Annotated in this window: 13 protein-coding genes; 2 read left to right on the top strand and 11 right to left on the bottom strand. The window is 56.5% G+C overall.

Translation table 11 applies throughout. The features are described 5' to 3' along the window. Window positions 1-24: 24 nt before the first annotated feature. Both thrC and thrB read left to right on the top strand, forming a co-directional pair. Window positions 25-1,542: a threonine synthase gene (gene thrC, locus I4W07_RS04135; protein ID WP_196025701.1), complete on the top strand. Its 1,518-nt coding sequence runs from the start codon at window positions 25-27 to the stop codon at window positions 1,540-1,542. A 200-nt stretch (window positions 1,543-1,742) separates the two neighbouring features. After that, window positions 1,743-2,624 (top strand): homoserine kinase, encoded by an 882-nt coding sequence (thrB, locus tag I4W07_RS04130; RefSeq protein WP_196025700.1) that lies wholly within the window; start codon window positions 1,743-1,745, stop codon window positions 2,622-2,624. 288 nt (window positions 2,625-2,912) lie between these two features. Here thrB and I4W07_RS04125 read toward each other — a convergent pair whose 3' ends face one another. From I4W07_RS04125 to I4W07_RS04075, 11 genes are all read right to left on the bottom strand, one after another. Continuing rightward, window positions 2,913-3,545 (bottom strand): helix-turn-helix transcriptional regulator, encoded by a 633-nt coding sequence (locus tag I4W07_RS04125; protein WP_196025699.1) that lies wholly within the window; start codon window positions 3,543-3,545, stop codon window positions 2,913-2,915. 31 nt (window positions 3,546-3,576) lie between these two features. Further along, window positions 3,577-4,260, bottom strand: coding sequence for a DUF3990 domain-containing protein (locus I4W07_RS04120; RefSeq protein WP_117758363.1), 684 nt, complete (start codon window positions 4,258-4,260; stop codon window positions 3,577-3,579). A gap of 94 nt (window positions 4,261-4,354) precedes the next feature. Beyond that, window positions 4,355-4,945: a ribosome biogenesis GTP-binding protein YihA/YsxC gene (gene yihA / locus I4W07_RS04115; protein ID WP_006234871.1), complete on the bottom strand. Its 591-nt coding sequence runs from the start codon at window positions 4,943-4,945 to the stop codon at window positions 4,355-4,357. 38 nt (window positions 4,946-4,983) lie between these two features. Then, window positions 4,984-5,724 (bottom strand): 5'-methylthioadenosine/S-adenosylhomocysteine nucleosidase, encoded by a 741-nt coding sequence (gene mtnN, locus I4W07_RS04110; RefSeq protein WP_196025698.1) that lies wholly within the window; start codon window positions 5,722-5,724, stop codon window positions 4,984-4,986. Window positions 5,725-5,802: 78 nt separating this feature from the next. Then, complete coding sequence (locus I4W07_RS04105) at window positions 5,803-6,735, bottom strand: serine hydrolase (protein WP_196025697.1); 933 nt, start codon at window positions 6,733-6,735, stop codon at window positions 5,803-5,805. A 448-nt stretch (window positions 6,736-7,183) separates the two neighbouring features. After that, the gene (gene pflA, locus I4W07_RS04100; protein WP_196025696.1) at window positions 7,184-8,002 is read right to left on the bottom strand and encodes a pyruvate formate-lyase-activating protein; all 819 of its coding nucleotides are present in this window, start codon (window positions 8,000-8,002) and stop codon (window positions 7,184-7,186) included. 174 nt (window positions 8,003-8,176) lie between these two features. Continuing rightward, window positions 8,177-9,031, bottom strand: a complete 855-nt coding sequence (locus tag I4W07_RS04095; protein ID WP_229107860.1) for a DegV family protein — start codon at window positions 9,029-9,031, stop codon at window positions 8,177-8,179. Window positions 9,032-9,306: 275 nt separating this feature from the next. After that, window positions 9,307-10,749 carry a glycoside hydrolase family 32 protein gene (locus tag I4W07_RS04090; protein WP_196025695.1) on the bottom strand — a complete coding sequence of 481 codons (1,443 nt, stop codon included), beginning with the start codon at window positions 10,747-10,749 and terminating at the stop codon, window positions 9,307-9,309. A 101-nt stretch (window positions 10,750-10,850) separates the two neighbouring features. After that, on the bottom strand, window positions 10,851-12,302 hold the full coding sequence (locus I4W07_RS04085) for a PTS transporter subunit EIIC (RefSeq protein ID WP_052044095.1): 1,452 nt from the start codon (window positions 12,300-12,302) through the stop codon (window positions 10,851-10,853). Window positions 12,303-12,347: 45 nt separating this feature from the next. Further along, on the bottom strand, window positions 12,348-13,730 hold the full coding sequence (locus tag I4W07_RS04080; RefSeq protein ID WP_196025694.1) for a family 43 glycosylhydrolase: 1,383 nt from the start codon (window positions 13,728-13,730) through the stop codon (window positions 12,348-12,350). Window positions 13,731-13,914: 184 nt separating this feature from the next. After that, the gene (locus I4W07_RS04075) at window positions 13,915-14,925 is read right to left on the bottom strand and encodes a LacI family DNA-binding transcriptional regulator (protein ID WP_225093894.1); all 1,011 of its coding nucleotides are present in this window, start codon (window positions 14,923-14,925) and stop codon (window positions 13,915-13,917) included. Window positions 14,926-15,185: the final 260 nt, after the last annotated feature.

Genomic DNA, 15,185 nt, shown 5'->3' with positions numbered 1-15,185 from the left:
AAGGTATCCGAGGAGCACTGTTATATGGGAACTTATCATAGTACACGAGGACGCACTTTATCATGCTCAAGTAAGGTGGCAATCCGCACCGGCATAGCTCCCGACGGGGGTTTGTTTGTCTCGGACGAGCTTGGCACCCAGCAGGTCGATATCAGCTCGCTTGCAGATAAATCGTACTTTGAAATCGCTCAAAATGTGTTGGGAATGTTACTGAACGATTACACGGACGAAGAAATTTCAGCCTGTGTGAATGAGGCTTACCGCGGTACGTTTGCGAATGAAGAGGTTACACCGCTCGTCAAACTCGACGCTGCGCCGGGCGCTGTCGCCCCTCAGACCTATGTGATGGAGCTCTTTGGCGGCCCCACGAGCGCCTTCAAGGACGTCGCCCTGCAGATGCTCCCCCGCCTCATGGCCCGCACTTCCGCCAAGGACGGCGGCGCCGAGCGCATCATGATCGTCACCGCCACGTCGGGCGACACGGGCAAGGCAGCACTCGCCGGCTTTGCCGACGCCCCGGGTACGGGCATCACCGTCTTTTATCCCGAGGGCAAAGTCAGCCGTGTGCAGAATCTGCAGATGTCCACACAGGAGGGCGACAACGTCGCCGTCTGCGGCATCCGCGGCAACTTCGACGACGCCCAGAGCGCCGTCAAGCGCATCTTTGCCGATAAGGAGCTCGCCGAGCGTCTGGATGCCGCCGGCACGGTGCTTTCGAGCGCCAACTCCATCAACGTCGGCCGTCTGGTGCCGCAGGTCGTCTACTACTTTGCCGCCTATGCGCAGCTGCTGCGCGCCGGCGCCATCGAGGCCGGCGACGCCGTGGAGTTCTGCGTACCGACCGGCAACTTTGGCGATATCCTGGCCGGCTACTATGCCAAGCGCATGGGTCTGCCCGTCGCCAAGCTCATCGTCGCGAGCGACAAGAACAACGTGCTGGCTGACTTCCTGACCACCGGCGTCTACGACCGCAACCGTCCGTTCTTCACGACCATCTCGCCGTCGATGGACATCCTCATCAGCTCTAACCTGGAGCGCATGCTCTACTTCCTGTCCGATGGCGATTGTGAGCTCGTTGCCGGCCTTATGGAACAGCTGGCGCGGACTGGTCGCTACGAAGTTCCCGCCGACCTGCTGGCAAAGATTCAGAGCGTCTTTGGCTGCGGTTGGGCCAGCGAGGACGAGGTACGCACTGCCATCAAGAGCTGCTGGGACGCGAACGGCTACGTGATCGACCCGCACACCGCTTGCGGCTATCACGTCTTTGAGCAGGTCGCTCCCACCGAGGGCGCCAAGGCTCGCGTGCTGCTTTCGACCGCCAGCCCCTACAAGTTCCCGCGCGCCTGCTGCGACGCCCTGGGGCTCGACGTTCCCGAGGACGACTTTGAGGCTATGCGCGTGCTCGAGCAGGCAACCAACACGGTTGCCCCGGTCCAGCTCGCCGAGCTCGAGTCCAAGCCCGTCCGCTTCGAAGACGTCTGCGACGTAGCCGACATGGCCAACTACGTAGAGCAGGCTGCAAAAAAGATGGCTACCAACTAAACCCTTACTAGGCGCCGGCGAAAGCCGGCGCACCTTCTTTTATCAGATACTCACCGGGATAATGACGAGCTGACATGCGGGTCTGCCTGTTTAGTTCGTCGCGAGTTCCGCACGAGCCGGAAAGCACTTAATGTGCTTTCCGAGCGAGCCAGGACTGCCCGAGCAGCGAACTAAACAGGCAGACCGCCCAGGAGATTCCCATGATCAAAATCACCGTCCCCGCCACCAGCGCGAACCTAGGCATTGGCTACGACACCCTCGGCATGGCCGTCAGCCTCTACTCGCACTTCACCTTCGAGCGCGCCGACAAGCTCACCATCACGGGCTGCCCCGAGGAATTCCAAAACGAGAACAACCTGGTCTACGTTAGCTTTGTCGATGCACTGGCCGCATGGGGCGAGCCGGCCTTCCCCGTCGCCATCGACATTCAGACTGACGTTCCCGTCGCCCGCGGCCTGGGCTCCAGCTCCACCTGTGTCGTCGCCGGCATTATGGCCGCCGCCGCGCTGACAGGCCACACCGTTGACCGTGCCGAGCTCGTCCGCATTGCCACCGAGGTCGAGGGCCATCCCGATAACGTCGCCCCCGCTATCCTGGGCGGCGCCGTCTGCTCCTTTGCGGCGACCGATTCGCTCCCCCAGTGCCTGCGCTACGAGGTGAGCGATCGCTTGCGTTTTATTACCGTAATTCCGCCCTACGAGGTGCATACGAGCGAGGCGCGCAAGGTTGTGCCGCAAGAGATTCCACTCTCCACCGCCGTATGGCAAATGGGCCGCATCGCCGGCATGACGCGCGGCCTGGAGACCGGCGACCTTGACCTGATTGCCGCCGCCAACGACGACCGCATCCAGGAACCCTATCGTCGCCGTCTGATTCCCGACTACAACGCCGTGCGCGACACCTGCCTTAACGGCGGCGCCAAGACCATCTGGATCAGCGGTTCGGGCTCGACCCTCATGGCCGTGACTGACGACACTATCGTGGCAAAGTTCCTGCAGGTCAAGCTGCGCGAGCAGTTCCCTAAGTGTGATACGCATATTCTGACGTGCGACACGGAAGGCGCTCAAATCGAGTACCTGTAGACATCCTCCTCATATACCTGTCCGGGACGGTCGGGATGTTCCCTCAAAATCGTCCTCGCGCATGAAGGCCCCTTGTCCTGCTCCTGCGGAGCGACGGACAAGGGGCCTTCGCGCTGCGGAATGATTTTGAGGGAACATCCCGACCGTCCCTGCGCGCACCTTGCTGAGGATGTCTACAGGGACCCACGCTTTGAAGGGGCGCCGGGCTGATAATCTGGCTTTTTATTGGTAGGGGCTCTTGCTAGGTAGGGACACTTACTAGTGACAGGCTTCGCCTGTGCGCTTGGTTTACGCTGCGCTGGTTTCTTTGTATTCGAAGACTGGTTCTAGGAGGTCTTCGATGTTGCAGTGGAGGGCTTTTGCTATGGCTCTTACGCTTGTTACCGAAGCTTCATTGATGTTTCTCTGGCGCTGCTCGTACATTTGGATTGAGCGGAGTGACACATCCGATTCGTATGCCAGATCTTGTTGGGTTTTCTTGAGCCTCTTTCTTGCTAACGCAAGCTTGGTTTGCCTGGACGCTTTTTTCGCCATATCGCAGACGAGGCGAGCCACGCGTTCCTCCGAGGCTTCGTGCCAGGGGTAGTACAGACTGCGTAGCACATCGAATGGAACGACATGCAGCAAATCTTCGAAAGACTCTCCTAGGCGCCACTGAAGGTATGCCAATATCCAGCCTGTCCAATATTCCGGTGTCTTTTCGAATCGGTAGGTTCGATTTGGCATCGGCCTTGATTGATAGCCCGACCTTTCGGCGATAAGCGCGAACAGCTCAACGCCCGATTTTCCCGACACTACCCATGCGTTGCCGCATTCGAACTCGCGAGCTACGCCGCTCAAGCAAAAGAGTTCAGCAACTTCCGATCCTTCTGCTCCATAATCGTTAACGGCATAGTCAAAGCAGTCGCCGAGATTGTTCATTGCGTCCTCGAGGTAGTAGACGGGGTATGTCCTACTCGGCCCACGATCCGTTAACTCTTGGATCATTCAAATCAACCCTCCCTGCCATCAAATCCCTAATGTCGACACCATCAGAGTCAAATCCGTTTACCGTATCCAGGTACTTTCGTCGAGCGTTCTGTTCTCGCTCAAATCGTTTGGGATAAAACTCAGCTCCCGAAGCCTGCTTCCAATCGCGGAACTTAATCGCCGAGAACGCACGCTCACTCATAAGCGCATATTGAATGCCCAAATCCCCCAAAAACATAATGCGCTGCAATTGCCTGAGCGAGATCATGCCGTTGACAAACTGTCTTGCAAACGAGAAATAGGAATCGTCTGCACGATAGCCTCGAATAACGTCATAGGGAGAAATATCAATCAGGCAGTTATCCAGCAGATAACGAAGCCCCTCGCGTGCTACTGGCGTTGAAACATTGAACTCTCTGTTATTCGCCAGAATTGCAAGCCAGTTGAGAATCGAGAACTCACCTGATTCCAAATCCAAAATCGCAAGGCCATCTAAATCAAGCTCATATCGATTGGCAATGCCATCAGACTCGGTCCGACATGCCCACTCCATTGCCATTTCCTCATGCGGTGTGCAATAAAACCCGCGCCCATAGTCATTGAATTGCCTGCATTTATCCAACGATGGATGCTCGACAACAACCTCCGACCCGTGCCAAAGCTCCATATCGACCTCCTAAAAAATATCACCTCAGCGATAGTTTACCAATAACTATCACTGAGGTGATATAGATAGGAGCTTTTGAAGGGCTGCAGCCTGACTAGAGGCAGGCCTCGGCGATGCGCTTTTTTAGTTCGTCGATGCCGGTGCCGGTTTGGGAGCTTGTGATGATTACGTTTTCGGCCGGGACGTTGAGCTGCTTTTTGATGGCTGCTGCTTGGCGGGCCTGCTGGGTGCGGCTGAGTTTGTCGGCCTTGGTGAGGCAGACGATAAAGTTGAACTCGTTGCCCTGCAGGTAGTCGATCATGTCATGGTCGAGTTTACTGGGGTCGTGACGAATGTCCACCAGTGAGACGACCAAGTTAAAGCTGCGCTCGGAGTCGAAAAAGTCGCCGATAAGCTCGGCCCAGCGGTCGCGCTCGGCCTTGGAGCGACGGGCGAAACCGTAACCCGGCAGGTCCACGAAATGCACGTCATCGGCCTCAAAGAAGTTGATGTTGCTCGTCTTGCCCGGCGTACTGGAAACCTTGACTAGGTTCTTGCGGCCAAATAGCTTGTTCATAATCGACGACTTGCCCACGTTGGAGCGGCCGACAAAGCTCACCTCGGGGCAGGTGGACTCGGGAATCTGCGAAACCTTGCCATAGCTGGCGACGAACTTGGCAAGCTGGTAGTTAATGGAATCGGCCATGGACACTCCTTGGTCGTAGGTTCTTACAAATAGACGCGCTATTGCGCAGCGGCAATGCGGCGGACGATATCGAGCGTAATGTCACTTGCGACACGCGCGTACTCGAACAGATCGAACTCTCGCTCGCAAATTGCATCGTACGCCTCGTCACAATTATCGCTGATAGCGCGCAACACCAGGCAATCGACACCATTTTTGGTTGCGACATGGGCAATTGCCGCGCCCTCCATGCCGACACAATCGGCATGCGTCGCCTCGATAGCGTCGTTGCGCATGGTGGCGCCCGTCACAAAGCGGTTACCCGTGGCAATCGTGCCGACCAGGAACTGCTTGGTGCCCTCGTTCGAAGCGACTGCATTTTTCGAAGCGTCAACAAACCCACGTCCAGCAAGCACGTCGGCGGCAATATCGACCAGCGCGGGCGTCGAGCCAAACTCCTCGAGCCCCGGTGCGGACTCGGCGATAAGCGCGGTATCGGTATCCAGATAGCGTAGGCGTTTGCCAATGACCACGTCGTCGATATGGAGCTTGGGGTTCAAACCGCCCGCAATGCCCGAAAACACAACAGCCTGCGGAGCATACTTGCTAATGAGGTGCTGTGTTGCAGCGGCGGCGTTCACCGTGCCCATGCCCGCCGTTGTGGCGACAACTGTCAGGCCGTCGAGCTCACCGCTCACAACGGTCAAGCCCGCCTCCCGTGCCTCGCAAACGTCGCTCAGCTCTTCCTTAATCTGCATGATCTCTTTTTCGAGCGCACCGATAATCGCGATGGTAGCCATACCATTCCCCAAACCTATACGAAATTCTCAACCAAGGTATGGTACCAGCATTTTGTTTGACCTCGCCAAACGAACACGCTAAGCCAGTGCAGCTCGCGTATCAAACAGAGCCTTTGCAATCGCGGCCGTAACCTCGCTCGAACGGTCACCCCATGGCATCGATGTCATGACGCTCATGACATAGGTACGGCCATCGATGTCGATGAGGCCTGCATCGCATGTCGAATAGTAACCATCCTCGCTAATCCAGCCTGCCTTGTTGCGCACCAAAACCTGCTCGTCCGCAATGCCATCGCGAATAAACGAGCGCGATGTTGATGTCAGAAGGCCCGACAACCACTGTGAAGTCTCGGTATCCATGCTCAGATACTCGCTCATCTCACGCCATAACCTCGCAGAAGTGCGCGGGCAGTAGATCGGAAAATCACTCATCGGATCCAGTGCCGTATCGTAACCGATGCCAAGACCGACAATCCAATCCTCGTAACCGACACGGTCAAACGCCGCACGTAACGCAATAAACGAATCGTTGTCTGAATAAACGACCGCGGCCTCGATCAAGTCGCGTACCGTCTGCCAACCCATGTTGTAGCCACCATAGGTGCCAAGGAAGTCATCGAGTGAAACCTGGCCCGTCTCGACCAGAGATTCGCAGATGTACAACGCATAGAGTGCCTTGTAGCTACTCGCACCGTACACCTCGACATCAGCGTTATACGTCACGCCCTTACCGCTCGACAGGTCGTAAAACACCACGCCCACATCGCCCAGCTCCTGCGCCTGGTCAAGCGCATTCTGGAGTGCGGCGAGGTTCTCATCCTCCAGGGCGAGGATCTGGTCATCAACCAGTGAGAAGGTCTGCACGGTATCGCCTGAGGGAATATCGTTAAAGTCAGCCTTCGAAAGCCCCGTCTTGAGGTTCGCTGTCGACAGGGTTTGACTTGCGGTGACTTTAGATTCAGAGACCTTTTTGTTTTGCGTCTGTACCGTTGACGCATCTGAATGTGCCATTCGCTCCGATGCGTAGGTTTTGGCGGTAATTCCGAGGATAATAACCGCCGACGTTAGCATCCCAATGGCGGCAATCTTCCTCACGCGGATGCGAGTGTCGGCAAGGCCACACGAAGACGTGTCCTTCGTCTTATATCTGCTGCCATGCTGCGGCACATACTCGTCCCGCGATGCGATGTTTCGCACGTGGTCTCCTGACTGCTACCGTTTATATACGAGCAGCATGATACCGAGCAGGCATTTCTTTCCAAAGATATTCAGCGGCGTTTAAGGTGTCTTTAAAGAAACCACAAGCGTATTTATCCAAATGGCACGATTCTGTTGCGCATCTCACCGCAACCTTGACCAGTCTTTTTGGGACGGGGCTCTTTGGCAATCAACTTGGTGCCCAGGGGCGCTCATTTAAGTCTGTCCCCAATGAGTGCCCTTGGGGAGCGAAAATGGCTCGCTAGCCGATGGCGTTTTTGAGTTCCGCGCGGCGCTTTTTCATGCCCGTCATGACGGCATTGCGCAGCTCGGGCATGCGCGCGGTATCCATCTGAGGTACGCCCTCAAGCTTATAGGGAATGCCCAGTTGCTCGTACTTGACGACACCCATCGTGTGATACGGCAGCATTTCCAGGCCCACCACGTTGTGCCATGGAGCGATGAGGCAACCGAGCTTCTCGCACTCCTCCACCGTGTCGGTAATGCCCGGCACAACCACGTGGCGGATAACGACCTTGATCTTGCGACGGGCAAGCTCATCGCCAAACGCCAGGATACGTGCAGGATCGCAGCCGGTCAGCTTTTTATGCTCGACCGGATCGGCATGCTTAATATCGAGCAGTACCATGTCGGTCTCGTTGAGAACGGCATCGAACTTCTCGGGATGCTGAGGGTCGAAGGCGTAGCCACAGCTATCCATGCAGGTATGTACACGACCATCGGGGTTGTTGTGCATTGCACGGAACAGGTCGGCCAAAAACTCGGGCTGCAGAAGTGGCTCGCCGCCCGAAACCGTAATTCCGCCGCTGCGGTAAAACTCATGGTTACTCTGGAACTCGTCCATAAGGTGCTCGACGGTCACCATGGTGCCGCCGCTAACCGACCAAGTATCGGGATTGTGACAATACGCACAGCGCATGGGACAGCCCTGAACAAACACCACAAAGCGGATGCCGGGTCCGTCGACCGTTCCCATCGTCTCGATTGAATGCACGCGGCCTAGGGCAAATGCGGAATCCTCAGGACGAGCGTCCACACCCTCAAGCGTCATCTCAGCCATTCCCGCTACCTTGCCTCTCCTTGGATGCAACCAATTAAAATGCCAGAGCCATTCTAGCCCATGCGCTTGCGTTTAAACGTCTCGGGCTAGAATGGCACGTTTTAATCTATCCCCCATCACCATGGCTGGGGTCTACGTCGAGATGTCAGGCTGAAGAACGCTCGCCTGCGGCCTTTACGCCTTAAGCGTGAGCACCGCACCGAAGGCGGTCGGGCCACAGTGGCTCGAGATGACGCCGCCGACTTGAGTCCAGGTAACGTCCTTAAAGCCCAGGTCATGCGCATAGACTTCCATGTCATCGCGCAGCTCCTGGGAAAGGCCCACCGAATACGCCAGGCCAATGTGCGAGTAGTCAATCTCGCCCTTCGCAACCATGTGGTCAATGAAGGCGCGGGCGCACTTGAGCATAGAACCGCGGAACTTCTTGGTCGCCACGAACTTACCGCCCGTCACCTCAATGCAGGGCTTAATCTTGAGCAGATGGGCACCAAGGAATGCGACGTTGGACAAGCGACCGCCCGCCTTAAGGAAGGCAAGGTCCGTAGGAACAAAACCCAGCAACACGCGGTCCATGACGGAGTTCGTAAATGCAAAGATCTCGTCAACGGTGGCATCGGGATGAGCCTCAATATACTTGGCGGTCTCGACGACAACGAGCGACTGGCCCACCGAGACAAAGCGCGTGTCCATGGAGAACACGTAGTCGCGCCCCTGAGCCGCAATCTTAGAGGACTGATGCGAACAGGTCGTGGCCTCGGAATATGCAAGATGCAAAATAGTCGCGTCGGGTTGCTCGGCATGGATGCGGTCGTACACATGCGCAAAATCCGCTGGCGAACAGCCACTGGTCTTGGGCATCACACCAAACTCGTTGCAGCGCGAATAAATCTCGAGCGGATCGATCGAGCCGTCCTCGACGGTCTCGTCACCAATCGTGACATGCATGGGCACGCGCACGATGCCGTAGCGCTCGCAGAGCTCCGGCGTTACATCCGACCCAGACTCAACCACGATTACATACTTGCCCATTCTTATCACGACCCATCTCGACATTGGCTTTTCAATACATGACACGCGCGTCGCGCTGTTGCACAACGGCATCTAAGCGCCAAAGAGACGCCGCCCTTTGCACATAACAAAGGACAGCGTCTCCCTGGAAAACTCCGTGCTTAACTGAGATTTTACACGGTTTATTAAGGAGTGTTACTTATTCCGCAAACGGTCGCTATACGCGATAAACGGTAGTTGGCCGCGGCAACTGCGACACATTCCGCCCAACAAGTCCAATCGTGCTCCATGCACGGTTAATGAGCGAGGCGGTAGAAATCCATCGACGCCGCGCCCTCGGCGTGCAGCGCCATCGCCGGAACCGCCGACGAATAGGTACGGCTCGTAAGTGCCGCCTCACCGCCGTTGGCAAAAATCTCGACCATCGTAGTGTCCGAAAGCACGCGCAGGTCGCGAAGCTCGCCGAGCTCAATCGACCTCTGGTCGCGCCCATAGCCTTCGTCACCCATGTCGAGGGTAAGCATCCCGTCCGCATAGCGCACAAAGACACCCTTGCGAATCTCGAGCTCAACCATCTTGGCGCCCTCACAGGAAACCACGAGATCAAACAGGCGGCCCGGCTCCTCAACGGTTTCACCGCCTGTCGTGCGAACGCAGTCGCCGCGCATCCTCTCAATCTCGTGCGCCGGCTGCTGGCAGAGCTTACCATCGCGCATGCTCAGCTCTCGCGGCACCGTCAACGCGCACTGCCACCCGCGCGCCACCGTCGGGTTTTCCGCCGTCGCATCGGGGCAACCCGACCATCCGATCATCAATCGCCGGCCTGCAGCATCCTCAAAGGACTGCGGAGCATAGAAATCAAAACCGGCATCGACCATCGGGGGCATGCCCTTCCCGACGATTTTAAAGCTCGGCGCCTCCCAATCGGCCTCGATGGGGAACCACACGCACTGATGCGGATTGCGGTAACGCCAACCATCGGCAGGCACACCCTGCGGACAGCAAACGAGAATAAGCTCGCCATCAAGCTCAAACAGATCAGGGCACTCCCACATAAAGCCAAACTTCTCGCCCAGCTCAATGCGCGTCGCATAGCTCCAGACCCCTAAATCACGCGAAGTATAGACAAGCACGCAGCCACGGTCGTCTTTCGTACGAGCGCCCAGAACCATGTAGTAGATACCATCGTGCTCAAGGATCTTGGGGTCGCGCACGTGCGTACCGATATCGTCGGGGTAATCGACTGGTCCAACAGCCATGCGCTTCTCGCCCAATTCGTCGGGATTCTCGGCAACCATATGAATCTGGTTTTGCTCACGGCCCGTCAACACGTAGTCGTAATCATCGCGGTCAAAATGCTTGACGTTGCCGGTATAGAAGTAGTGAATCTTGCCATCACGTACAAAGGCAGAACCAGAATACGCTCCGCTCGAATCCAAATCGGAATCGGGGAACAGCACGGGGCCGTGATTCTCGTACGTCACAAAATCCTTTGTCGTCAGATGGTTCCAAAGCACTGGACCGCCATGCGCAGCATCGAACGGATCGTATTGATGATAGATGTGATACGTATCACCAATCTGAACCAAACCGTTGGGGTCGTTGAGCCAGCCAAGCTCAGGCTCCACATGGAACAGAAGCCTATCGGGGTCGGACGCGATGCGAGCCGCCGTCTCATCCTGTCCGACACGCCACTGCTCATAGTCCGCGCGTGTCACTTTGTTTTTTTTATTTAACATCGCCGTTGACTTTCTCGTCTATGGGGAAGGACGCTCGACTCACACGAGTCGAACGCCCTTCCTCAAATGGACTTATCCTCAGATTACACTGAACGGCTCAACTAGAAGCTAACGTCGAAGCCAGCGCCAGCGCCCTCTTCATCGGTGGTCGGCACGCCCTTTGCCTTGTTGTAGGCAAAGATCAAGACGATCGGCACGATAAAGGCGATGAGATTGCCAGCCACATACCACACGAGGGTCTCGGGCGTGACGATGAGCAGGCCAAGCACGCCGGTCAGACCCTGACCGATAGCGCGCACCTCAAAGAGCTTGACGAAGGCACCGCCGCAGCCTGCACCGATGCATGCGCAGATGAACGGAATGATCGAATAGCGCATGTTTGCAGCAAAGATAGCGGGCTCGGAGATTCCGACCAGCGTCGGGATAAAGGACGACATGCAGATGTTGCGCTCTTTGGAGTGCTTCTTGTGAATGAGGTACATACCGATGGCGCCGCCGCCCTGGGCGATGATGGAAACCGACCAGATGGCCTGGATGTAGTTGAAGCCAGTCGTGGCAACAAGGTTTGCCTCGATACCCTGGATGAACTGATGCGTACCGGTAACGACGAGCGGCTGCAGGAACGCGGCGAAGACAAAGGCACCAAAGACGCCCATCCTGTTGTACAGGATATCGATTACGCCGGCGAGGACGTCACCGATCAGGTTGCCGAGCGGGCCGAACACGGTGAACAGGGCAACGTTAGCAAGAATCAGGGTAACGGTCGGGACAAAGACGAACGAAACGACCTCGGGGATGTACTTCTGGGCAATCTTCTCGACCTTGGCCATAAACCAGGCAGTCAGGATTGCGGGGAACACACCGCCCTGGAAAGCAACCATGGGAATGGATAGCGGACCGAAGTTCCAGTACTCAGCACCCGTCGGGTCCATAACGAACGTGTTGCGGTTCATAAGGCTCGGGTGAACCATGACGATACCGACGAGGATGCCCAGGATCGGGTTACCGCCAAAACGCTTGACCGCGCTGTACATAACCAGGACAGGCAGGTAGTCGAACGTGGTGGCGATAATGGCAAAGAAGCTTGCGAGGTTCTTGAGGAACTCGCTGTGATCGGCGAGGCTGCCCTCCATGCCAAAGAGGCCGTTGGCAACGATCAGCGACTTAAGGCCGATGATGATTGCAGCGCCGACGAAGGCGGGAATGATGGGGATAAAGATGTCCGAGAATACCTTGAGGACCGAGAAGAACTTGCCCTTCTTGTCCGCCTCGGCGCCCTTGACCTCGGAAGCACTGATCTCCTTAACGCCCGTCAGAGCCATAAACTCATCGTAAACCTTGTTGACGGTACCGGTACCGAAGATGATCATGAGCTGGCCGCTGTTGTACAGCACGCCCTTGACGCCATCGATGTTCTCGAGCTCGGCCTTGTTGTATTTGCTCGTATCCTTGAGCACCAGACGCAGACGGGTCACGCAATGCGTGGCGCCCTCGATGTTCTCCAGTCCGCCGACGTTGTCGACGACTTGCTGGGACACTGCCTTGTAGTCCATGTTCCTCTCCATTCCTTTTCTAAATCATAAAACGGTTCGTTGCCGCTACAGAGACGCGATCGTTGCGTTTGCGCACTTGAGCGCACCGTCGGTGACGGTAAGCGCCACACCCTGGCCCTGCTTGTTGCAGAAGCGAGCGTTGAGCGCAACATCATCGACAAAGATGGTCGCGATGTCGTCGTCGACGACCAGACGCACATGGTGAGTGCCCTCGCCCTTAAAGAACAACGGACGCTCGAGGCCCATGTTGTTGACCTGGAACCACGGGTACTGGGGAGCCGGCGTGAACTCGAGCTTGCCCTCGCGCAGGTTGGCGCGGAACTCATAGGCAAGACCAGTCTCGGCGTCCTCGGCGAACTTGACCGAGAAGCCGGCAGCGTTACCGCCGAGCTCAATGTCGGCATCGAGCAAGTAGGTGGAGCCGGCATCCGCGACGAGCACCTGCTCGACCTTGCCCGACTCGCAGGAAAGCTCAAAGGTCTCGACAGCCTTGCCCTCGCCAAAGGCGCCAAGCATGCTGTCGGGGAGCTTGGTGCCGAGCGTTCCGTCGGCACGCTGAACGATCTCGAGGGGCATAAAGGTGCCACCCCACAGGTAAGAGCTGGGGTCACCGCCCTCGTCACGCGTAGGAACCCAACCAAAGAGAACGCGGCGCTCACCATCAAATGCGGTACGCGCGGCATAGTACGCGCGGCCATCGAAGGAATCGTCCGCAGGAGTGATCCAAGGACCGTTGATAGAGCGAGACATGCGGTAACGGGTCTTGTTGCCATCACTGTACTCGGAGAACACCAGATACCACCAGTCGCCCATCTTAAAGAGATCAGGCATCTCGAACATGGTGTACAGGCCCGGATTCCACCAGTCGCCCTGGAACTCCCAGGTATCCAGGTCCTTGGAGGTGAACTTGACCAGACGACCGGTCATCAGACGCTTGTCCTCGCCCACACGCGTGCCGAGGATGAGCATGTACTCTTCGTTCTCCTCATCCCAAAGCACAAAGGGATCGCGCCAGTTGCGGTCATCGTAACCCTCCTGGGGCGGAAGCAGCGTCTCGGCGATGTTCTTCTCCCACTTGACGGCGTCGTCACTCGTTGCGTGAAGAAGAACCTGCTTCATCAAGCGTGCCTTGACCTTATCGCGATTGCAACCAGTGTAGAGCGCATGGTACTTGTCGCCCACCTTAAACACCGTGCCGGCATAAACATACTGGTCGACTTCCTCGTCGCCGCCACGCTCAAGGCTCTCGCCAAAGTCTTTGTAATTGACGAAGTCCTTGGTTGTCGCGAGTGCCCAGCCAAACGGCTCTCCGAAAGGTCCGGGGTTTCGCGTGTCACGCTGATGATAGAGATAGAACGTGCCGTCCTCGCCGTACGGCATGATGTCGCCTACCCAAATTCCCTCAGGCTGGTAATACACCTTGTGCATCCGAGACTTCCTTTCTCACGAGATACTAACTCGGTACAACTGCAAGATATGTCAATCGTTTTCATATGTCAAACGTTTTCACACCAATACGTCTTTTCGCAGTTCCAGTCGTCGGCAAACGGTTGACATATGCCGGCGAACGGTCATCAGAGGTGTTTGAGGAATTCTTTTGGCACGGGATGAACTACGCGGTTTTACCCTCAATGAGTTCAACGGGGAGCTTGATATTCGATTCGGGCTTTTCGCCGTTAATAAGAGCAATGATGGATTGCGCCGCGAGCTCTCCGATGCGATCGATATCTTGGCGTACGGTTGTTAAGTCAGGCATAAACGTCATAGTGCGGCGGGCACCATCCGCGCCCACGACCTTAATATCGCCCGGAGCGCTCAAGCCGCGCTGCTTCATCACGTTAAGACAGATAGCCGCCATCGTGTCGTCTCCCGCAAAGATGCCGTCAATATCGGGGTTCTCATCGAGGATCTTCGCAACGACCGCGCTCTTTTCGTCGTCGGGCTTAACGAACTCAACCTCACGGACAAGCGCGGGCAAACCGGCCTGCTCAACAACATCGAGGTAGGCATCGGTACGCTTATTGGCAGGCATGCGCATGCGGCTATTGCTGCGCAGGCACAGGATGCGTGAACATCCGTCATCGATCAGGCGACGCGTGGCAAGTTCGCCGATGCTATAGCTGTCGCTCGCAATCTGAACAGAGGCTTCGCCAAGGTCGCAGTCGATACCAACCAGACTCAAGCCCATCTCGGCATACGCCTCGGCACCGATATTAAGCGAGTTGACGATGACGCCATCAACCATATTGCGTCGAAGCATGTCGATATAAGAGCGCTCAAGCTCGGGTCGATTGGCGCTATTGCACAGCAGCATCTTAAAACCGTTTTCGGCCAGGGTATGCTCAATGACTTGAACCACTTGGGCATGAAACGGACTGCTGACATAGGGGACGATCATACCGATAAGATTCAGGCGACCGTTGAGCATGGCACGGGCGATATCGTTGGGCGTATAGTTGATGCGCTTCATCGCGGCATGGACCTTATCGCGGGTCTCTTGGCTAATATAGCCGCGATTATTAAGCACGCGAGATACCGTAGTAGGCGAAACCCCCGCCACCGCCGCAACTTCCTTGATGCCAGGCTTAGCCGTATCCTTAGAACGAGCACTCTCGCGAGCCATAGCACCCTCCCCCATCAACATGTCATACGTTTACATACGAACAAAGCATACCCCAACAAGAGCGGGAAGACGGTAACAGTACAAGTAAGTAAACGACTCATCCAAATAATTAGGAGAGTTCCGCCTAAAGGGTGACTCCAAAGGACCCCACATGGCCGGTTTTGGGTTATTTTCCAAAACATCCCGCACTGATATCTTCTGAATTGAAGACGTCGATGGTGCACCCGTATACCATTGACGTCGACACCATCAGATGCGGA

Source organism: Collinsella aerofaciens (genome assembly GCF_015670745.1).
Classification (GTDB): domain Bacteria; phylum Actinomycetota; class Coriobacteriia; order Coriobacteriales; family Coriobacteriaceae; genus Collinsella; species Collinsella aerofaciens_T.
The sequence above is the reverse complement of the archived record's forward strand: the minus strand, read 5'-3'. Positions and strand labels throughout refer to the sequence as shown.